The following is a 20416-nucleotide window of genomic DNA, read 5'->3' as shown; positions in this document are numbered from 1 at the left end:
GCCGTGCTCGACCTTCGCGAATACCGCCGCCGTTCGGCCCTGTTGGCCGACTTCCTGCCGTGGGCGGCACTGGTCGCCCCCGGTGTCGTCCTCAACAAGGACGGCGGCTTCCAGCGCACCGCCGAATTCCGCGGCCCCGACCTCGACAGCGCCACCGACGCGGAGGTCGCCGCCGTCGCCGCGCGGCTTAACGGCGCCCTGCGCCGTCTGGGTTCGGGCTGGGCGATCTTCGTGGAAGCGCGGCGCGACCCGTCCGCGGCCTATCCCGACAGCCGCTTTCCCGACCCGATGTCGGCCCTGGTCGACGCCGAGCGTCGGGCCGACTTCCAGGACAGCGGCGAGCACTTCGAGAGCCGCTATTTCCTGACCCTCAGCTTCCTGCCGCCCGCCGAGCAGCGGGGCCGCATCGAGCGCCTCTTCGTCGAGGGGCGGGCCGGGCGCGACGTCGACTGGCGCGCCGAGCTGGCCGCCTTCATCGATCGGTCTGGCCGGCTGCTGGCGCTGCTCGATGGCCTGATGCCGCAACTAGCCTGGCTCGATGATCCAGCGACCTTGCGCTTCCTGCACGGGACGGTGTCGACCGGACGCCAGGGCGTGGCCGTCCCTGAAACCCCCATCCATCTCGACAGCCTTCTCGCGACCGAGCCCCTGACCGGCGGGCTTGAACCTCGGCTGGGCCGCGCGCACCTGCGCGTCCTGACCCTGGTCGGCTTTCCGCCGTCGACCACGCCGGGCCTGCTCGACGATCTCAACCGCCTGGCCTTCGCCTATCGCTGGTCCACCCGTGCGCTCTGCCTGGACAAGGCCGCCGCCCAGGCGCTCCTGGGCAAGATCCGCCGCCAGTGGTTCGCCAAGCGCAAGTCGGTGCTGGTTCTGCTGCGCGAGGCCCTGACCCAGGAGCCCTCGGCCCTGGTCGACAACGATGCGGCCAACAAGGCCGGCGAGGCCGACCTGGCTCTGCAGGACCTCGGCGGCGACGCGGTGGCCTACGCCTATGTCACGGCCAGTCTCGTGGTCTGGGACGAGGATCCGTCCCGCGCCGACGCCAAGCTGGCCCTGGCCGAGAAGGTGATCCAGGGGCGCGACCTCACGGTCATTCGCGAGGACGTCAACGCCGTCGAGGCCTGGCTGGGCACCGTCCCCGGCCACGCCTACGCCAATGTCCGCCAGCCGCCGCTGTCGACCCTGAACCTGGCCCACCTGGCGCCCATGTCGGCCGTCTGGGCCGGACCCGAGCGCAACCGCCACCTGGGCGGCCCGCCGCTGCTGATCGCGCGCACCGCCGGCTCGACGCCGTTTCGGCTGTCGCTGCATATCGACGATGTCGGCCACACCCTGGTCGTGGGGCCGACCGGCGCGGGCAAGAGCGTCCTGCTGGCCATGCTGGCCCTGTCGTTCCGACGCTACCCGCACGCGCAGGTCTTCGCCTTCGACTTCGGCGCCTCAAGCCGCGCGGCCGCGCTCGCCATGGGCGGCGACTTCCAGGACCTGTCGGGCGAGAGCCGGGCCGCGCCGATCCTCCAGCCGCTGGCCCTGATCGACGCGTCCGAGGAGCGCGCCTGGGCGGCCGACTGGCTGGCGGCGATCCTCGCCCGCGAGGGTGTCGCCATCACCCCGGCCGTGCGCGAGCACCTTTGGGCGGCGCTAGGCAGTCTGGCCGGCGCCCCTTTGGCCGAGCGCACTCTGACGGGTTTGGTCGCGCTGCTGGCCAGTCCGCCCCTGAAGGCGGCGCTGGCTCCGTTCGTGCTGGGCGGGGCGCACGGGCGCCTGCTGGATGGGGCTGGCGAAGCGCTCGGCGAGGCCGACATCCAGGTCTTCGAGACCGAGGGCCTGGCGCGCGGCGCGGCCGCGCCGGCGGTGCTGGCCTATCTCTTCCATCGGATCGAGCGGCGCCTGGACGGCCGACCGACCCTCATTCTCATCGATGAGGGCTGGCTGGCGCTCGACGACGCCGCGTTCGGGGCCCAGCTGCGCACCTGGCTGAAGACCCTGCGCAAGAAGAACGCGTCGGTCGTCTTCGCCACCCAGTCCCTGGCCGACGTCACCCAGAGCCCGATCGCCGCCTCGATCATCGAAAGCTGCCCAACCCGCATCTTCCTGCCCAACCCGCGCGCCCTGGAGCCGCAGGGCGCGGCCGCCTACGCGCGGTTTGGTCTCAACGCGCGGCAGATCGAGATTCTCGCCCGCGCCACGCCGGCCCGCGACTACTACCTGCAATCAAGTGTCGGCGACCGGCTGTTCGACCTTGGCCTGGGGCCGGTCGCGCTGGCCTTCTGCGCGGCCTCCTCAAAGAGCGATCAGCGGGCGATCAGCCAGACCCTGGCCGCTCATGGCCGGGACGGCTTCGCCGCAGCCTGGTTGCGCGCGCGTGGCCTGGCTTGGGCCGCCGACCTCCTGCCGGGCGGCCCCGCCGCGCCGGCCAACCCTCCGGAGACGTCGACATGACCCTTACCCGTCGCCGCCTGGCGTCGGCTGGCCCCGCATGGCTGCTCGCCGCGACGGGCCTGGCCGGCCTGATCGCTCCAGCCCGGGCCCGCGCTCAGTTCACGGTCTTTGATCCGACCAACTACGCCCAGAACGTCCTGCAGGCGGCCCGGGCCCTTCAGACGATCAACAACCAGATCACCTCGCTGCAGAACGAGGCCCAGATGCTGATCGGCCAGACCCGCAGTCTGGCGAGCTTGCCCTATTCCTCGCTGGCGGCCCTGCAGGCCCAGGTCGACGGCACCCGCGAGCTGTTGGGCCAAGCCCAGGGGCTGGCCTACGACGTGGCGCAGATCCGCGAGGCCTTTCGCACGCAGTACGGGGCGATCGCGCTCTCGGCCTCGGACGCGGCCCTGACCCAACGGGCCGAGACGCGGTGGGGCGCGGCGGTCGCCGGCTTCGAGGACGCCCTGAAGGTCCAGGCCGGCGTGGTCGGCGGCCTGGGCGCGAGCCGCGACCAGCTGACCAACCTGATCGGCCAGAGCCAAGGCGCGGTCGGCGGCCTGCAGGCCGCCCAGGCCGGCAACCAGCTCCTGGCGCTCCAGGCCCAGCAACTCGCCGACCTTCTGGCGCTGAGCGCCGCCCAAGGACGAGCCCAGGCCCTTGAGGCCGCCGACCGGGCCGCCGCGCGCGCCGACGCCAAGGCCCGGTTCTCACGCTTCATCGGGAGCGCTGGAACGCCGTGACCCGGTCCCTCGCCTGGGGGACCGCACTGATCATCCTGCTGGGGGCCGCTGTCTTGGCGGGCGGGGCCTCCCATCCATCACAGACCGGACCGGCCAAGCTCGCGCCGGTCGATCCGGAGCTGGCGCGCTGCCAGGGCCTGGGCGAGGCGGCAGGACGCGACTCCGGCTGCAAGGCGGCCTGGGCTGGGGCTCGGGCGCGATTCTTCGGCGGGGCGGCGTCATGAACGACGTCGGCGTCATCGATCGCTTCTTCGACACCTTCAACCGCTATCTCGACAGCGGCTTTGGCCTGCTGGGCGGGGAGGTCGCCTTCCTGTCGACGACCCTGGTGGCCATTGACGTCACCCTGGCGGCGCTCTTCTGGGCCTGGGCGTCTGGCGAGGATGTCCTGGCCCGCCTGGTCAAGAAGACCCTCTATGTCGGGTTCTTTGCGTTCCTGATCGGCAACTTCCACGCTCTGTCGCTGATCGTCCTCAAGAGCTTCTCGGGCCTTGGCCTGAAGGCTTCGGGGGCAGGGGTATCGGCCGAGGATTTCTTGCGGCCCGGCCGCCTGGCGGCCCTGGGCGTGTCGTCCTGCAAGCCGCTGCTGCAGGCGGCCGCCGAACTCGGCGGATTTCCCGGCTTCTTCGAGAACATCGTCCAGATCGTCATCCTGCTGGCGGCGGCCCTGCTGGTCATCGTCGCCTTCTTCATCATCGCCATCCAGATCTTCGTGGTGCTGATCGAGTTCAAGCTGGTGACCCTGGCCGGCTTCGTCCTCGTCCCCTTCGGGCTCTTCGGACGCACCGCGTTCCTGGCCGAGAAGGTTCTGGGCAACGTCATCGCCAGCGGCGTGAAGGTCATGGTGCTGGCGGTGATCGTCGGCATCGGGTCCTCGCTCTTTGCCGAGTTCAACGCCGCCGGCGCCGGCCAGCCGACCCTGGAAGGGGTGCTGGCCATCGCCCTGGCGGCGCTCACCTTGCTGGGCCTGTCGATTTTCGGGCCGGGCGTGGCTTCGGGCCTGGTGTCGGGCGCGCCCCAGCTGGGCGCCGGCGCGGCCGTCGGCACGGGCCTGGTGGTCGGGGGCATGGCCATGGCCGGCGCGGCCGCGGCGCAGATGGCGGCGAGCGGCGTGGGCGCGTCCGGCGCTGGCGCGGCGGCGGCCGGTGCGGGTGGGCGTACCCCGCCGGCCGGCGGCGCGGCCCCGACCCCTGACGCTCCGCCCCCCTCGGGCCCTTCCGGTGGCGGGACCAGCTCGTCGTCGGCCGGCGCGGCGGCGCGCGGCGGCAGCGGTCCCGCCGGAAACTCGGGCGGAGGCTCCGGCGAAGGCGGCGGCGAGAGCGGCGAGGGCGCGCCGTCCGCCGCGCCCGCCTGGGCTCGCGACCTGCAGCACCGCCAGACCCTGGCCCATGGCGCGGCCATGGCCGTCCACGCCGTCGGCAGCGGCGACGATCACAGCGCCGGCGCGGCGCCCAGCCTTTCGGAGGATAGATGATGAGCCCGCTCAAGGGGTCGGCGCGCTTCGGCGCGACCCCGGCGCCCGAAACCCCCTATCAACGGGCCGGGCAGGCCTGGGACGAGCGCATTGGCTCGGCCCGCGTCCAGGCTCGCAACTGGCGCCTGATGGCCCTGGGGCTGCTCGCCCTCAGCGGCGGCCTGACCGGCGGGCTCGTGGCCCTGTCGTTGCGCGGCGGCGTGACGCCCTGGGTCGTGGAGGTCGACCGCCTGGGCGAGCCGCGCGTCGTTGCGCCCGCCGCCCAAGGCGCGCGACCGACCGACGCCATGATCGCCTGGACCCTGGCCCGTTTCGTCGCCGACGTGCGCACCATCTCCACCGACCCGGTCCTGATGCGTCAGGCCTGGCTGCGCGCCTACGATTTCACCGACGCGGCGGGCGCGGCGGCGCTCTCCGACCACGCCCGCCGCGCCGACCCGTTCAGCCAGGTCGGCAAGGCCCAGGCAGTCGTGTCGGTGACCAGCGTCGTGCGCGCGTCTCCGTCGAGCTTCCGCGTCGCCTGGACCGAGCAGCGCTTCGAGGGCGGCCAGCTGATCGCCACCGAGCGCTGGACCGCCATCCTGACGGTGCGGATCAAGCCGCCCACGACCGCCGAGGGCCTGCGGTCCAACCCGCTGGGCGTCTTCGTCAGCGCCATCGCCTGGTCCAAGGAGTTCGGCGCATGATCCGGTTGGCTGCCTATGCCGGCGTCGCCGGCTTGTTGTGCGTCTCTTCCGCCGGCGCCGAGGATCGCGATCCGCGCCTGGCCGCCCCGGCCGGCATGATCGCGTTCGACTACGAGGAGACCGGCGTCTATCCGCTCCTGGCCACCCCAGGCCGCATTACCGACATCGTGCTCGAGCCGGGCGAGACGCTTGTCTCCCAGGGGGCGGTCGCGGCCGGCGACACCGCTCGCTGGGTGATCGGCGACACCAGCAGCGGCGCCGGCGCGGCTCGCCGGGTCCATGTGCTCGTCAAGCCGACCGAGCCAGGCCTGGCCACCAACCTGGTTATCAACACCGACCGGCGCACCTACCATCTGGAGCTGCGGGCGACGGCCAGGACCTGGAACGCCCAGGTGTCGTGGCGCTACCGGCAAGGCCTGATCCCCGTGGTCGCCGCGCCGCCGGCGCCCGTGACGCAGACCCTGGACCTTATGCGGGTCAACCGCGCCTATCGCCTCGAGGGCGACCACCCGGCCTGGCGCCCGGTGGCGGTGTTCGATGACGGGCGCCGGGCCTATGTGGAGTTTGGTCCCGGCGTGGCCCTGGACGATCTGCCGCCGCTCTATCGCACGGGCCTCGACGGTCGGTCCGCCGAGCTGCTCAACTATCACGTCGAGGGCCGTCGGCTCGTTCTGGACCGGCTGTTCGATCGCGCCGAGCTGCGCCTGGGCGACAAGCGTCGGGCTCAGCGCGTCCGTCTTGTCCGGCTCGCGCCGAAGGCGGAGGCGGATCGATGAGCCAGGATCGCACCCCTGCCGAGGAAGAGATCGCCAAGTCGCTGCGCCTGCGCGGCGCGTCGCCGCCGGTGGCCCGGCTGTCGCGGCGGGCGCTGGTCGTCAGCGGCGCTGCCCTTTCCCTGGGGCTGTTCGCGGCGCTGGGCTGGTCGCTGTCGGAACGGCGGCGGCCGCCGCCGCCAGTGGCCGACCCGCCGCCCGCCAGCGCGCCGTCCGAGCGGGTCACGGCTCTGCCTCGGGGATATGTCGGCCCAGCCGGGGTTCCAGCCCTGGGACCGCCGCTGCCCGGTGACCTGGGGCGCCCGATGCTGGCCGCCCAGCGCGAAGGTAAGCACGTCGACTGGCCCTCAGGCGAGCCCGCGCCGGCCGACCCGCCGCCCATCACAGCGCCGCAGCGTCCGGTGGCGGATGTCGAGCGCCAGACGCGCGTGGCGGCCAGGCAGGCGGCGCGCCAGAGCGGTCTGTTCGCGGCGGCGCGACCCGATGGGCGCGGCCCACCGGCGGCGCCAGCCGCCGCGGATTCCGGGGCCGCGGCGCCGGCGATCGACGCCAGGACGACCAGCGGCGAGCGGCTACAGGCTCCGGCCTCGCCCTACGTGCTGCAGGCCGGCGCGGTGATCCCCGCCGCGCTCGTGACGGGATTGCGGTCGGACGCGCCGGGCGTCGCCATCGCCCAGGTCACCCAGGGCGTCCACGACAGCCTGGGCGGCGGCGTTCTGCTGATCCCGGCCGGGGCGCGCCTGATCGGCGAATACGCCGCCGAGGTGAAGGCCGGCGACAGCCGCCTGCGGGTGGCGTGGACGCGCCTGATCCTGCCTTCGGGCCGCTCGATTGTACTGGAGAAGTTGCCGGCCGCCGACGCCCAGGGGATGGCGGGGCTGCAGGACGGCGTCGACCGCCATGGCGGCCGCATCCTGGCCGCCGCCGGGCTTTCGACGCTCCTGGCGATCGGGGCCGAAAGCGGAGCCTCGTCCGACGAGTCGGACCTGGTTCGCGCGATCCGGCGCGGCGGCGCCGACGCGGTCACCGATGTCGGGCGCCAGGTCGTGGGCCGAAGCCTCGATCGCATCCCGACCCTGACGATCCGGCCCGGCGCGCCCCTGCGCGTGCTGCTGACCAAGGACCTCGTGCTCGAACCCTATGTCGAAAGGACCCCTCGATGAGTAAGCTGAAGCTGCGTCCGCTGGAGGACGAGACGCCGGTCAAGATGACCCTCGACGTGCCGGCCGCCACCCACCGCAATCTCCTAGCCTACGCCCAGGCCCACGCGGCCCAGACCGGCGGCAAGCCGGCCGAACCCGTGCGGCTGGTCGTGCCGATGCTCGACCAGTTCATGGCCAGCGACCGGGCCTTCGTGCGCGGACGAAACCCTCGAAGCACCTAGTCGGCGTCCTCGGCCAGGACGGCCAGCAGGGCCAGGATGCGCCGTTTAAGCGGGCCGGGCAGGGCGGCCATCGCCTGCGCGATGGCCGGGCCCTCGGGGCAAGCGCCAAGGCGGATCAGGGCGCGCGCGGCTGGAGACGGTCCTGGCTCGCCGCCTGGCGCTGTCGGTGGCAGGCCCTCGAAGAACCATTCGGGGGTGGTTCGCAGCACCTTGGCCGCGGCGTGCAGGGTCGAGGCGGCGATGCGGTTGGCCCCGGTCTCGTATTTCTGGATCTGCTGGAACGTCAGGCCCAGATCGGCGGCCAGGCCGCCCTGGCTGACCTTTAGGATCTGGCGGCGCAGGCGGATACGGGCGCCGACATGTTGATCGACATAATGCTTGGCGGGACTGGGCAAGGCAGGCTCCGGACGGTGGAGCTGTAGACGCGCGGGCAGGCGGGTATTGGTAGCGCGCCGCCAAGTATATTTCCGTTGGCCGGGCCTGGAGCCCGCCTCACGGTCTTGTGGATGCCCGATCACCGGCGTTAGCTGCCGGCATGGTCGAGACCCCCAAGCCGCTGGACGAGGTCGATTGGGCGGAGGCCGCCGAGCATCTGGTGGGGATGTTTCCGGGCGCCTCGCTGGGCCAGGTCGTGGCGCGGGCCGAGGCGGCGGCCGTGACGCTGGACCAAATGGGCATGACGCGGGAGGCGGAGTCCATGCGTCGGGCGGCGGCCTATGTGCGCCGGCACAGGATGAATTAGCGCTGGCCTAATCCGCCGAACATCCGCGAACCTCAATGCGGCACACCACACCGTCCGGCTCGAAGCTGGTGGTGATCGTCTCTAGTCCTGGCTGGCGGCGCAGGAGCCGGGTTCCAAGGCCCTGGCGGCTAGGGGCCCGGACCTTCGGGCCCAGCGCCTCGCGCCAGACCAAGCAGCAACGATCCTGCTCCAGCCGCCAGGAGAGGGTCACGCGCCCGGCGCTTGTCGATAGTGCTCCATACTTGGTGGCGTTGGTGCCCAGCTCATGCAGGGCCAGGACCAGCGGGACGGTGGCGACGGGCGGAAGCTGCGAGGTTCGGCTCGCCGGCCCGGCGTGGCGACGCGGGCCAGGTCTATATGGATCTGGAGACTCTCCAGCCCAACGCCTAGGCGGCCGGCGAAGGCCTCCTCTGGTGCGGCCCGCAGCTGGTAAGCGTGATCTTAGCCATGTCCTTTAGGTTGTGCTGAAGGGCTCGGTTCTAGTCTCCGTTCATGTTCCGCTTCAGCGTCGCGGCCTTGGCCATCCTGCTCATCATGATTCCCGTCCACGCCGACGTGAACGCGAAGCCTTCGGGCCATCGGCGCACGTCGCATGTGGCTGGAAAAACAGGCGGCGACGGTAAACACCTCTCCGCCGGCAAGGCCGATGCTAAGGTCAGCGCGACGGTGATGACGACCATCGACGCGGTTGGACCCAAGGCCGGCAAAGGCGGATGGACCCGGGTCCTGCGCATCGGGGCCTGGGGCGTCATCGTCGTGGCCGGCATGATGCTCGTGGCGCAGCGACTAAAAGATCGCTTCCTGGCGCTGGAGCATGGGCGCGTGCGTATTGGCGAACGTGTCGACGCGCTCAAGCGGGCGATCGCCACGGGACGGCAGCGGGCCGAAACGGCGGAAGCGAGGGTGAAGATGTTGGAGACCGATGCCGAAAGCGTCAGGCGCGAGGCGCAGGCTGCCCGGCGTCGGATCGTCGAACTCGAACAGGACAACGCTCAATTGCGGGCCGATCGGACGCGAGCGGTCGAGATCGAACAGCTCTTCACCAAGGTCCGCGTGGAACTCGACGAGATGGCCAGGACCCGAGGCCAGGCGGAGCCCGAACACGCCCGATCGACTTTGGATCAGCACCTGGCGCTTCTGCAGGCGGCCGAACCCGGCGCCCTGATACCAAGCTCCGTGCTCAACTACGCAGAGCAGTCTAAGTTTCGGGCCATTCTGACCTGGACCAAAGAGCGCAAGCTGAAGCTGCTGCCCCAAGTCAGCATGGGCGAGTATCTGGAGCCATCGCCAGGCGAGGAAGAACTTCGCTGGACCTATAATGATCGGCGCGCCGATTTTGTGATCTGTGACGAGCAGTGGATGCCGATCCTGGCGGTCGAACATCACGGCAGCGGGCATCAGCTCGGTGAGAACTGGGAGAAGCGCGATGCAATCAAGGCTCAGGCCCTGGTTCTGGCCGATATCGGCCTGGTGATCACCGAGGATGGCGATCGGAAGGACATCGTCCGCGCCAAGCTCGACGCCGAGTACGCCCGGCTGACGGCAGAGAGCGCAACGGGGCGGCGAGCGCTTCCTGCACAGTATGGTCGCGGCGCTTAGCCCGGGCGAGGATGCCCGGCGACGCCGAACGCTCGCCGCCTAGCCGGCGGCGGCGTCCTAGGCAATGCCCGCGACACGCGTGATCTGGGTGAGATTGAAGGAGAACGGCTATCGAAAACGATCTGACCGCGTTGGCGCTGCAGGACCTCACGGAGGCCGAGCTGTGCGCTCTGAAAAGCTACAAGTCCGCAGCGGAGACAGGCGCTGGCCAGTCGCCCTGCTTTCACCTGAACAGGGCGCTTTCGCCAAGGGTTTTGGACCGACGAGCTGGACGCCGACCTGAGGCCGGTGGCTGAAGCGCTGGACGCGGTGTTCGATCGCTGCCCCAAGCTGAGCGCAGAGCTTACAGTCTGGCGAGGCGTCGGACATCGCCCGTTCCTGGAGGAGGTCAAGCCAGGGTATCAATTTCGATCATTGGAATTCTGGTCGACCTCCCCTGTACGCGCCAGGGCAGGTACCTTTATCCGCGAGACGGGTGCGTTGATGCAGTTGGACCTGCCTGCAGGATTTCCGGTCTACAACATGGAGACCCTGGAAGGCGCGGGCGGCGGCGAAAAGGAATTCCTGCTACCGCGCGGGGTGATGTGGGAGCTTGTCTCGGCGCCACTCATTCCACCCGGCGAGCTACCCGGCCTCCTGCGAGCCAAGGCGCCCAAGATCCCGCTGCTGCATCTTAAGGCCATGGTGGGGCCAAGGCCGCTCAAATAGGGCGATCTGGCCATGTGTTGCGGACATTACGGGTACATTTCAATCGCTATACAAATTCCCAAGCTTTGTAATTTTGGGCTGAGCCGATCGGACGGCGGCGCTATACGGCGCGAATGAAAATCGTTCGCACTTAGGCGAGCTTCAGGTCCGGGATTTCAATTAGATGTCGATCAACCGCACGTTCCGCGGCGCGCCTTCGCGCGCCCTGCTGCTGGCCTCGGCCGCGGCGCTCCTGGCCACGCCGGTCCTGGCGCAGACCATCAACGAGGTGAGCGGCGTCACGATCACAGGCCAGGCCTCCTACAAGACCAATGCGATCACCTCGGCCACCAAGACGCCGACGGCGCTGATCGACGTGCCGCAGGCGGTGAATGTCGTCTCGGTCAAGCAGATCGAAGACCAGGCCGCCAACGGCATCGGCGACGCCGTCCGCTACGTGCCGGGCGTCTTCTCCTCGCAGGGCGAGAACAACCGCGACACCCTGAGCTTCCGCGGCAACCTGACGACCGCCAGCTTCTTCGTCGATGGCGTGCGCGACGACACCCAAAGCTATCGCGACCTCTACAACATCGAGCGCCTGGAGGTCTTCAAGGGCCCCAACGCCATGATCTTCGGTCGCGGCGTCACCGGCGGCCTGATCAACCGGGTGACCAAGGTCGCCGATGGCCAGCAGCACCTGGGCGCGCGCCTGGAGGTCGGCCGCTACGACCACTACCGCGGCCAGGTCGATCTGGGCGCGCCGGTCAGCGAGACGATCTCGCTGCGCGCGGCGGGCGTCTGGCAGGACAGCGGCAGCTTCCGGGACGGCGTCTGGAACAAGCGCTGGGGCTTCAATCCGACGGCGACGTTCAAGCTGGATCCCGACACCACCCTGTCGATCGGCTACGAGCGCTTCCACGATAAGCGCATCCGCGATCGCGGCGTGTCGTCCTATCAGGGCAAGCCGCTGGAGACGCCGCGCGGCCAGTTCTTCGGCGATCCGGACCAGAGCCCCAACTGGATCGACTCCAGCGCCGGCACGGTCTTCGTCGAGCACCGGTTCAGCGACACCATGTCGATCCGCAACCGCACGCGCTACGCCTACTATGACCGCTTCTACCAGAACGTCTTCCCCGGCGCGGTGAACACCACGGCCCAGACCAATCCGGCGGGCCTGGCGGCCGGTGTCTATGCGCCGGGCTCGATCGTGGCGATCAGCGCCTACAACAACGGCGCCAAGCGCCGGAACCTGATCAACCAGACCGACTTCAACGCCAAGGTTTCTACGGGCGGGGTGGAGCACACCCTGCTGATCGGCGCTGAGTTTGGTCGCCAGACCACCAGCAACCTGCGCACCGAAGGTTTCTTCCCGACCGCGACAAGCGCCAGCGGTGTGCAGACGATCTTCGTTCCGGTCAACGCCTCGCGGATCAGTCGTCCGGACATCCAGTGGCGCGAAGCCGCCACCAGCGGCCACAACTTCGGCATCGCCAAGCTGGCGGCCGGCTATGTGCAGGACCAGATCGAGCTGTCGCCGAACGTCCAGGTGGTCGCTGGCCTGCGCTACGAGCACTACCAGACCGACGTCACCAACCGGAACCCGTTCCTGGCCGCCGGCACGCAGCGCAACTTCAGCGCCACCGACAATCTGTGGTCGCCGCGGGTGGGGGCGATCTTCAAGCCGGCGGTCAACACTTCGATTTACGCCTCCTACTCGAAGAGCTACCTGCCGCGCGGCGGCGACCAGCTCTCGGCCCTCAACCTCTCCAACCAGAGCCTTGCTCCGGAAAGGTACGAGAACTACGAGCTGGGCGCGAAGTGGGACGTCCTGCCGACCTTCAACCTCGCCGCGGCGATCTTCCAGCTGGACCGCGACAACGTGCTGGCGCTGAGCGACCCCAACAACGCCGCCTCGCCGACGATCCCGATCGGCCGCCAGCGGTCCAAGGGTGTGGAGCTGAGCGCCCAGGGCGAGATCACCCGCCAGCTCAGCATCGTGGCCTCCTACACCTATACCGACGCCAAGTTCCTGGACTCCCAGTCGGCGACGGTACGGGCCGGCAACCGCGTCAACCACGTGCCCAAGTCGTCGGGCGCAGTGTGGCTGCGCTATGACCCGAACAAGACCTTCGGCGGCGCCATCGGCGTGACCAGCATGGGCAAGCGGTTCGCGGCGACCGACAACACGGTCTCGCTGGCCGGCTTCACCCGCGTCGACGGCGCGCTCTACTACCGGATCAACAAGACCTACGACCTGCAGCTCAATGTCGAGAACCTCTTCGACAAGCGCTACTTCCAGTACGCCGATAGCAATAACAACATCTCGCCGGCTTCGGGTCGGGCGGCGAAGGTGAGCCTGAACGCCCGCTTCTGACGGCGACGCGGCGCGAGGTCGGTTCGCGCTGCGCCATCGTTGCGAAGGCCCTGCGGCCCGGTGTCGGGGAAACCCGGCGGCGGGCCGCTTGCGTCCTCGGTAACATTGCGGAACCGGGCGCCCAGGGGTGAGATCAGAAATCGGGCAGGGCTTCGGCTTCCCCCGTCGCTTCACGGACGATCGCGTCCCGGCGCTGGAGGTAGGCCGACCGCAGGCTGGCATAGGGATCGGTCGCATCATCCAGCGCGCGCAGGCCTGCGTCGAGTTTGACCCGGGTGTTCAGCCGGCTGGTGTTGCTGCGAACCGCGCCGAACGTCGTCCCGCCGCCGCCGCCGATCTGGGTGATTGGGTCCGCTGCGGCGTCGACCAGCCGGCCGACGGCGTCGCGAACGGTCAGGGGCCCCAGCAAGGGGACATAGAGGTAGGGGCCAGGGCGGGCGCCATATCGGCCCAGCGTCTGGCCAAAGTCGCTACGGTGATGGGCGATGCCCATCTTGCCCGCGACATCGAACAGCCCAAGAAGGCCGGCCGAGGAATTGATCAGGAAGCGCGACGTGGCCGCCTCGGCCCGCCGGGCATGGCCCTGGGCCAGATCGTTGAGGACCGTGCGCGGTTCGCCGAGATTGGTGATGACGGCGTCGACCCTGGCGCGTGCGTACGCCGGAGTGACGGCGACATAGGCGTGGGCGATAGGGCCGACAACGGTGTGGTCCAGCGCCATGCCAAGACCGAAGCTTGCGCGGTTCAGGCGCTGCAACGGGTCTTTGGGCGGCGTCTCGACCGTGGCCGTCTCGACGACGGGCGGGTCGGGTTCGATGGTCTGAGCCGCGGCGCTTGTCGCGATCGCACAGCTTAGAAGCAGGCCAGCCCAGCGGCAGCCGCGAATGACCTGTCGTGGGAGGGGGCGTTCGGTGCGGATAGGCGAGCAAGACGATCTCATGGGCGATCCCGTTGCTAAGAGGACGCCGAGGCGTCGATGTCGCCAATGACGCCACGGCCCGGCGCACCCCCCACGAGATCGCCAAAGTCCGAGCGCGCCGCCAAAATCGATGAGAGGCGCAGGCGATGGCGGCGTCCTTGAACGCACGGGCCATCGGGGTCCGGTCGTCCCGGAGGCCTCTAGTGTCCCAATCGTCCCTGGACCGTCGCGCGCTTCTGGCTGGCCTTGCCGCCAGCGCGGCGTGGACCGCGCCGGCCGCCGCCGAGGATCAGGCGATCAGCTTCGTGGCGCTGGGAGACTGGGGTCGTCGTGGCAAGCGCTCCCAGCGTCAGGTCGCTCGGGCCATGGGCGCGGCGGCGCAGGATCTGGCCAGTCGCTTCGTGCTGGCGGCCGGCGACAACTTCTATCCTGCAGGCGTCGCTTCGGTGGACGACCCCCATTGGCGAGAATCCTTTGAGGCGGTCTATGACGCCCCGGCCTTGCAGACCCCATGGTACGCCGCGCTTGGCAATCACGACTACCGGGGCGCGGCCCAGGCCCAGATTGACTATTCGGCCCAGAGTGCGCGCTGGCGCATGCCCAGCCGCTATTTCAAGATCGGCGGCGAGACGCTCGGCTCGGACCTGGTCGATCTCTTCGTGATCGACACCGCCCCGCTGGTCGATGGCGGCAACTACGACGAGATGCTGCAGCAGATGGCCCGCGGTCATCGCGAGCGTCACGACGGCGCTGAACAGATCGCCTGGCTCGAGCGCACGCTGGCCACCTCCACCGCACCTTGGAAGATCGTCATGGGCCATCACCCCGTCTATTCGGGCGGCCATGGCGACAGCCCCGAGCTGGTGGAGACTGTCGCGCCGCTGCTCGAGGCCCACGGCGTGCAGGCCTACATCAACGGCCACGACCACAGCCTGCAACACATCCGCCGTGGCCGTGTCGACTACATCTGTACGGGCTCAGGCGCGGACGCCGGCGATAAGGTCGAGGCGGTGGCTGGAACCCGCTTTTGCCTGTCTCGACCTGGCTTCGCGGCCTTCCGGCTGGAGGGCGAGGCGCTGGACTTGGCGTTTCGAGATCTCGACGGCCAGGTGGTCTACAAGGTCCGGCTCCTGCGTGATCGGCGGGGTAAGGCGTGAGCCAGCGCTTAGAAGCGGGCCGTCAGGCGCACGTTCAGGGTCCGGGGCCTCGGCGGGGTGACGATCTGGTCGCGAGTGATCAGGAACGGGTTGCCGAACGAGAAGCTGTTGGCATGACTGTTCAAGGGATTGTCCAGCGTCGCCGCCAGCGTCCAGCCCGGTGTGGTCAGGCTGGCCACGCCCCGCAGGCCCAGATACTCGCCCATCTCGTGGGCGGGATCGGCTTCGAAGGTCAGGTAGGACCCGCCGACATAGGACGCCTGGCCCTGGAGCCGCAGCGTCGGGCCGATCGCCAGCTCGCGATGATAGTCGAAGCCGAGACTGGCCGAGGCCCGCGACACGCCAGGAAGGCTGGCGTCCTTGCGCGTGCTGAAGGCGGGGTTGAGCTTGGTGACCTCCGGATCGTTGAGCAGAGCCGCTGCGCGCAGGTCCAGTCGCTCGTTGACCCGAAACGCCGCCTCGGCCTCGATCCCGCGGTTGGCGCCGTTGCCGATGTTGGCGGTATAGGCCGCGCCGTCGGCCAGGTACTGGTCGCTCTGCACCGACTCCCAATCGGCGAAGAACACCGCCGCGCGGCCCTGCAGACGATCGTCGAACGCCCGCAGCTTGACGCCCAGCTCGTAGTTCCAGAGTTCATCGGCCTGGTAGCGGCGCGGCGGGGTTTCGGGCGCGTCGAAGACTTGGCCGATGCGGCCGGCGGTGTTGAAGCCGCCGGGCCGATAACCCTCGGCGGCCTGGGCATAGAGCAGCAGGCCGGGCTTGGCGTCGTAGCTGACCAGGACCTTGGGCGAGAAGCCTGCGGCTTCCGCCGACGGGCGCGTCTGGCGTAGGCCGGCAGGCTGGGTGATCGTCGCGTCGGTACCGAATCGGAAATCGAACCAGCGCAGGCCGGCTGTCGCAGAGAGGCGCGGCGTGGCGTCGAACGTCATCTCGCCGTAGAGCGCGATCTCGCGGATAGTGTCGCGCCGCCGCTCGGCATAGGCGGCGGGCGAGCCGGCGGGCAGGGCGTGCAGGCTGGTGTTCAGCCGGATCGAGCCCGTCGAGGCGAAAGCCCCGACCAGGCCGTGCAGACGGTGCTCGCCCGGCGTGGCGTAGGTGACTTCGGCCACGGTCAGATCGATGCCCTTATTCTCATCGAACGCCGAGGCCGCATCGCCCAGGCCGTAGATCGACGAGACCGAGGTGGCGTCGTAGCGGCTGGCGAAGTCATGCGCCAATTGCGACACCGAGCCGGTCAGACGTCCCCAGCCGCCTTCGCCCGTCAGGGTCAGGGAGACGTGGTCGAAATCGTTGTCGTGCGGCTCGCGTACGAACGTGTCGCGCTGCTTGGGGCCCAACCGCTGCAAGCCGTACTGAGTGTCATCGTTGTCGATCCATTGCTGGGTGAGGCCCAGCGTCAATGTCCAGCCTGGCGTCAGGGCCGCGCGCAGACTGGCGCGGACGCCCGCGCGCTCGAAACCGTTAATGCGGCGCAGACCCAAGGCGCGATTGTCGATGTAGCCGTCCTGCGTCTCGCGATAGGCCACGGTTCTTAACGCCACGCGGCCGTGAAGGAGCGGGAGGTTGACCATCGCCTCCAACTCGTCACCGCGGCCACCGCCCTGAGTCCAGCCAAGGCCAGCCAGAACGCTGGCCTGGTAGCGGTCGAGATCGGGCTTTCGGGTGGCGATCCGCATCACGCCCCCCAGCGAGCCGCCGCCATAGAGCGTCCCCTGTGGCCCACGCATGATCTCCACCCGCTCGACATCGGCCAGCCGCAGGTCCGGGTCCGGCGCGCTGTAGGTGATCGGCACATCGTCCAGATAGAGCGCCACCATCGACTGGGTCTGGCCGGTGAAGGCGCCGTCCGATAGGCCGCGCAGCAGCACCTTGTCGCGTCCGGGTCCCAGGTTGGTCACGGTCATCCCCGCGACCTGGCTGGTCAGGTCGTAGAGGCTGGTGACTGCCTCGCGTTCCAGCGCGCCGCCTGACACCACCGAGATGGCGTACGGCGTGCGGCCGGGCAGGTTGGGATAGCGCTGGGCCGTGATCACCACCTCGCCCAGGCCTAGCGGCGTGGCTGCCGGCGCAGGTTTGGCCGGCCGCGGCGTAGCGGCGAGGCGGTGGATGATGATCGTGCGCGGATCAGGCTGGCTATAGCTGCAGCCGCTGCCGGCCAGCAGGCGGTCGAGCGCCGCCCCGACTGACAGGCGTCCGGAAAGCGCCGGGGCCTGGCCGCGACAGGCGTCGAGGTCGCCGCCCAAAGAAAGCTCGGCCTGCAGGGCGAAATCGATCAGGGCAGCGTGCAGCGGCTTGGCGGCGATCTGCACCCGCACGACCGGAGACAGGCGGCCGGCCAGCAGGCGCGGCGCGGCCTCGGACGAGCCGGCAAGGCCCGCCAGGCCCGCGCTTAGGGCCGCGGCCCACAGGCGGCCGCCGCGATAGGTCCTGCGCCCCACGGTCAGCGGCGCGCCGGCTTGGCCTTGAGGATGACCCCCGTGGACGTCGTCTCAGCGACGATCGGGGCAAACAGTTCCAGGCGCCGGATCATGGCGGCCTCCTCGTCGACCAGCAGCACGCCTGACACTGTCACCGAGGCGGCGTTGGGATCAACGCGGATCGGTGTCGCGACATAGCGGTTGAGGTCGGCGACAACCTTCGTCAGCGGCGCGTGGTTATAGACGAGCTTGCCGGACTTCCAGGCGAAGGCGGCGTCGGGCTGGACCGTGGCGACCTTGGCGGTCGCGCCTGGTCCCTTGGCGAGTTGCTGGCCGCGAGCCAGGCGCACCGCGCCTTCGGGGCCGCCCGAGACCAAGACCAGGCCACGACGCACCGAGACGGCGAGGCTTCCAGCGTGGTTGAGAATGTTGAACTCCGTACCCAGCACCCGCACCTGCCGCTCCCCCACCGCCACCACGAAGGGCCGCTTCTCCAGGTGGGCGACATCGAAGCTGGCCTCGCCATCGACCAGGGTCACGTCGCGCTGTCGCGCCCCGAGGCTGACGCGCAGGGTCGTGGCCGCCCCCAGGGTCAGCCGTGAACCGTCGGCGAGGGCGACCTCGCGCGTCTCGCCGCGACTGGTCGAATAGTTGGTGAAGGCTGGCTGGGTGAAACGTGGAACAGCGACCAGACCCACGATGGCCGCCGCGGCCGCGACGCCAAGTCCGATCAGGAGCCCCCGCCGAGGCGCCCCGGCGGGCCGGCGCAGGGGCGTGACATTGGCCGCCATCGGTGCGGCGACGGCCGGATCGGGCGCGGTGTCATTGGCCGGCAGGTCGTCGAGATCGAGCCACACCGCCTCGACCGCTTCATAGGCGGCTGCGTGCTCGGGGTCAGCTTCCAGCCAGGCCTGGAACGCCGTCCAGTCCTCCAGGGCAGGATCGCCCTGCAGCCTGGCGAACCAGTCGGCGGCCGCCTGCTGGATCGGGTCTTGGTCGACGGACTTCGTCATAGGCGGTTCGCGCTTCCTTCGCGCCAAGTCTGAAACGGGCGCCGTCTCATTGACGTCACGCCACCCCAACCGCCTCTCCACATCCCGGTAAGGTGATGCCAATAGGTAACAGTCGTCATCGGCCCACCCGCTTGACCAGATGGCTCAGGGCCAGGCTGACATGCTTTTCGACGGCGCTGCGCGAGATGCTCATCCGCGCGGCGGTCTCGGCATGGGTCAGGCCCTCGAACTTGTGCAGCCGGAAGACGCGCTGGGTCAGCGGCGCGAGGGTCTCCAAGGCCTTGGAAAGCTTCTCCAACCGCTGGCGGGCGATCACCGCGCTTTCGGCGTCAGGGGTGTCGGCGATGTCGAGCGCCCCGATCGTGGCATGGTTGGTCCGGCGCCATTCGGTGTCACGCGCGCCGGCGCGCTTGGCCTGCCGCAGCCGGTCCAGCATCAGGTTCGAGGCCAGACGGTAGAGATAGGCCTGGGGGTTCTCGATCGGTTCTTCGGTGACCGCCTGGACCTTGAGATAGAGTTCCTGGACTAGGTCTTCGACCTCGCCACGCCCGCCCAGCCGCGCCAGGAAGAACCGGCGCATGTCCTCGCGCCGTTCCAGATAGACGGCCGCCAGCGGCGAAAGATCGGCAGGGGCGTCTTTCATCGCGCGCGAGCGCCGCAACGGTATGGGAGCGAGATCGGAATCTGGCTGTCGGCGTTGGTCTGCATCGCCAGGCGTTCGGGCCGCTGAAAGAGTCGCTGGTACGCCAAGAGACATGGCTTGGCGGCGCGACGAAGGCAAGCTGCCCGGATGGTGACGAAGGCCGGCGATGGTCACGGCAGAGCCGCCGCTCGGCGGGCGCCGAGTGCTTCGGCAATGGCGGCGAAGAGCGCGGCGATGCGCTCGGTCACCCAGCTGACGGGGTTCTGGCCGGGGCGCTTGCGGCTGGCGACCCAGGTGGCGATACAGATCGTGGCGAAAAGGACCGCCGGCAAACCGACGGTGAGAGCCGCCGGCAGCCCGGCGCTCGTGGCCATGGCCTCGCCGAGGATCATGGAGGTCTCGAACAGGAAAAGCAGGATGCCGCCCGTCGCCATCGCCGAGCCCGAACCGGCCCGTTTGGCGCTGAGGCCGAATGGCACCGCCAGGAGCGGCAGCAGGGGCAGTATCAGGGCGCGGGAGGTGCGGGCGTAGAAGTCGGCCAGCAAGGTCTGCCGGGGCAGGGTCGGCTGGGCCTTGCCGAAACCTCGCTGCGCCAGCTCGATGAGGGTGAGCTCGCTGGGGTCGTCGCCCCGGACGCGGAACAGCTTGCCCGACAGCGACAATGGCACGTCGAACGAGAAGCTTGCGAAATCGGTGACATACACCTGGGCGTCGGGCGTCGTGCTCACCTGGCGACCGTCGCGCAGGTCCAACGTGACGCTTTGGTCGCCGGCGTCCTTGCGCACCACCGCCGACACCGCCGTGAGGACGTCCTCGCGGCCGTCGGGCTCGATCTTGCGGATGAAGACGCGCTGGAGATTGCGGCCGCTGGCGTCCGTGCGATCGGCGGTCAGGAAGAGCGGCCCTGTGGAAAGCAGGGCCTTGGGCCGGACATCGCCGTTCCAACCCGCCTTCTCGGCCGCGTACAGTACGGCGTGATAGGCATAGCGGCTGTAGGGCTGGATGAAGCCGAACAGCAGCACGCTGAACATCATCAGCGCGGCGCCCAGGCCCACGAACGGGGCGGCAAAGCGCCCCAGCGACATGCCGCTGGCCAGGATCGCGTCGATCTCCGAGCTCTTGTTGAGGCCGTTGACCACCACGAAGAGGCCGATGAAAAAACCGCCGGGCAGGGTCAGGCCCACATAGTGCGGGACCAGATTAACCAGCAGCTCGCTCAGGTATTTGAAGCCGTCAGTCGTCTGAGAGAGCAGCTGGAAGGAGCGCATGATGCGCTCCATCAGGAACGCCACCATCGTGCTGATCAGCACGGCGGCCATCGGCGTCAGGGCCCGCCTCAGGAGATAGCGGTCGAGCGTCTTGAGGATCATGAGCACGC

At 69.5% G+C, this 20416-nt stretch carries 20 protein-coding genes; 13 read left to right on the top strand and 7 right to left on the bottom strand.

Features of this window, described 5'->3' with window-relative positions:
- The first annotated feature begins 3 nt into the window (after positions 1-3).
- The 8 genes from trbE to CSW63_RS13665 are packed head-to-tail and all read left to right on the top strand — an operon-like array spanning position 4 to position 7487.
- Positions 4-2445 carry a conjugal transfer protein TrbE gene (trbE, locus tag CSW63_RS13700; RefSeq protein WP_099503397.1) on the top strand — a complete coding sequence of 814 codons (2442 nt, stop codon included), beginning with the start codon at positions 4-6 and terminating at the stop codon, positions 2443-2445.
- Positions 2442-3170: a P-type conjugative transfer protein TrbJ gene (gene trbJ / locus CSW63_RS13695; RefSeq protein ID WP_099503399.1), complete on the top strand. Its 729-nt coding sequence runs from the start codon at positions 2442-2444 to the stop codon at positions 3168-3170. Before trbE ends, trbJ begins: the two co-directional genes overlap by 4 nt.
- The gene (trbK-alt, locus tag CSW63_RS13690; protein ID WP_099503401.1) at positions 3167-3394 is read left to right on the top strand and encodes a putative entry exclusion protein TrbK-alt; all 228 of its coding nucleotides are present in this window, start codon (positions 3167-3169) and stop codon (positions 3392-3394) included. The genes trbJ and trbK-alt overlap by 4 nt, the downstream gene beginning before the upstream one ends.
- The gene (trbL, locus tag CSW63_RS13685) at positions 3391-4644 is read left to right on the top strand and encodes a P-type conjugative transfer protein TrbL (RefSeq protein WP_099503403.1); all 1254 of its coding nucleotides are present in this window, start codon (positions 3391-3393) and stop codon (positions 4642-4644) included. Before trbK-alt ends, trbL begins: the two co-directional genes overlap by 4 nt.
- Entirely contained in the window at positions 4644-5330 is a 687-nt protein-coding gene (gene trbF / locus CSW63_RS13680; protein ID WP_099503405.1) for a conjugal transfer protein TrbF, read from the top strand. Before trbL ends, trbF begins: the two co-directional genes overlap by 1 nt.
- Positions 5327-6106, top strand: coding sequence for a P-type conjugative transfer protein TrbG (gene trbG, locus CSW63_RS13675; protein WP_099503407.1), 780 nt, complete (start codon positions 5327-5329; stop codon positions 6104-6106). Before trbF ends, trbG begins: the two co-directional genes overlap by 4 nt.
- Positions 6103-7266: a TrbI/VirB10 family protein gene (locus tag CSW63_RS13670; RefSeq protein WP_099503409.1), complete on the top strand. Its 1164-nt coding sequence runs from the start codon at positions 6103-6105 to the stop codon at positions 7264-7266. Before trbG ends, CSW63_RS13670 begins: the two co-directional genes overlap by 4 nt.
- A complete protein-coding gene (locus CSW63_RS13665; protein WP_099503411.1) occupies positions 7263-7487 on the top strand; it encodes a DUF2274 domain-containing protein in 225 nt (74 codons plus the stop codon). Before CSW63_RS13670 ends, CSW63_RS13665 begins: the two co-directional genes overlap by 4 nt.
- Here CSW63_RS13665 and CSW63_RS13660 read toward each other — a convergent pair.
- Complete coding sequence (locus CSW63_RS13660; protein ID WP_099503413.1) at positions 7484-7882, bottom strand: helix-turn-helix domain-containing protein; 399 nt, start codon at positions 7880-7882, stop codon at positions 7484-7486. The genes CSW63_RS13665 and CSW63_RS13660 overlap by 4 nt on opposite strands.
- Before the next feature lie 140 nt (positions 7883-8022).
- Here CSW63_RS13660 and CSW63_RS13655 point away from each other — a divergent pair, with 140 nt between their 5' ends.
- Positions 8023-8229 (top strand): hypothetical protein, encoded by a 207-nt coding sequence (locus CSW63_RS13655; RefSeq protein WP_099503415.1) that lies wholly within the window; start codon positions 8023-8025, stop codon positions 8227-8229.
- Between the two features lie 7 nt (positions 8230-8236).
- Here the strand turns inward: CSW63_RS13655 and CSW63_RS13650 are convergent, their stop codons facing one another.
- Positions 8237-8440, bottom strand: a complete 204-nt coding sequence (locus CSW63_RS13650; RefSeq protein WP_127846973.1) for a hypothetical protein — start codon at positions 8438-8440, stop codon at positions 8237-8239.
- A gap of 305 nt (positions 8441-8745) precedes the next feature.
- Here CSW63_RS13650 and CSW63_RS13645 point away from each other — a divergent pair, with 305 nt between their 5' ends.
- The 3 genes from CSW63_RS13645 to CSW63_RS13635 all read left to right on the top strand — a co-directional run bounded on the left by CSW63_RS13645 (position 8746) and on the right by CSW63_RS13635 (position 12889).
- Positions 8746-9828: a DUF2726 domain-containing protein gene (locus tag CSW63_RS13645; RefSeq protein WP_168193657.1), complete on the top strand. Its 1083-nt coding sequence runs from the start codon at positions 8746-8748 to the stop codon at positions 9826-9828.
- 288 nt (positions 9829-10116) lie between these two features.
- Positions 10117-10536: a hypothetical protein gene (locus tag CSW63_RS13640; RefSeq protein ID WP_127846972.1), complete on the top strand. Its 420-nt coding sequence runs from the start codon at positions 10117-10119 to the stop codon at positions 10534-10536.
- Between the two features lie 163 nt (positions 10537-10699).
- The gene (locus tag CSW63_RS13635) at positions 10700-12889 is read left to right on the top strand and encodes a TonB-dependent siderophore receptor (protein ID WP_099503422.1); all 2190 of its coding nucleotides are present in this window, start codon (positions 10700-10702) and stop codon (positions 12887-12889) included.
- A gap of 133 nt (positions 12890-13022) precedes the next feature.
- On the opposite strand, the gene CSW63_RS13630 is transcribed toward CSW63_RS13635, so the two are convergent.
- Positions 13023-13829: a VacJ family lipoprotein gene (locus tag CSW63_RS13630; protein WP_099503424.1), complete on the bottom strand. Its 807-nt coding sequence runs from the start codon at positions 13827-13829 to the stop codon at positions 13023-13025.
- A 182-nt stretch (positions 13830-14011) separates the two neighbouring features.
- Between CSW63_RS13630 and CSW63_RS13625 the strand changes: the two genes are divergently transcribed.
- Positions 14012-14965: a tartrate-resistant acid phosphatase type 5 family protein gene (locus CSW63_RS13625; protein WP_168193656.1), complete on the top strand. Its 954-nt coding sequence runs from the start codon at positions 14012-14014 to the stop codon at positions 14963-14965.
- 8 nt (positions 14966-14973) lie between these two features.
- Here the strand turns inward: CSW63_RS13625 and CSW63_RS13620 are convergent, their stop codons facing one another.
- The 4 genes from CSW63_RS13620 to CSW63_RS13605 form a co-directional block, all read right to left on the bottom strand.
- Positions 14974-17403 (bottom strand): TonB-dependent receptor, encoded by a 2430-nt coding sequence (locus CSW63_RS13620; RefSeq protein ID WP_246842021.1) that lies wholly within the window; start codon positions 17401-17403, stop codon positions 14974-14976.
- Between the two features lie 2 nt (positions 17404-17405).
- Positions 17406-18395, bottom strand: a complete 990-nt coding sequence (locus CSW63_RS13615; protein WP_099503428.1) for a FecR domain-containing protein — start codon at positions 18393-18395, stop codon at positions 17406-17408.
- Positions 18396-18510: 115 nt separating this feature from the next.
- Positions 18511-19038 (bottom strand): RNA polymerase sigma factor, encoded by a 528-nt coding sequence (locus CSW63_RS13610; protein WP_246842020.1) that lies wholly within the window; start codon positions 19036-19038, stop codon positions 18511-18513.
- A gap of 170 nt (positions 19039-19208) precedes the next feature.
- The gene (locus tag CSW63_RS13605) at positions 19209-20408 is read right to left on the bottom strand and encodes an LptF/LptG family permease (RefSeq protein ID WP_099503988.1); all 1200 of its coding nucleotides are present in this window, start codon (positions 20406-20408) and stop codon (positions 19209-19211) included.
- Positions 20409-20416: the final 8 nt, after the last annotated feature.

This window comes from Caulobacter sp. FWC26 (assembly GCF_002742645.2).
In the GTDB taxonomy this organism is placed as follows: Bacteria; Pseudomonadota; Alphaproteobacteria; order Caulobacterales; family Caulobacteraceae; genus Caulobacter.
Note: the sequence above shows the minus strand (reverse complement) of the source record. Positions and strands in the feature narration are given on the sequence as shown.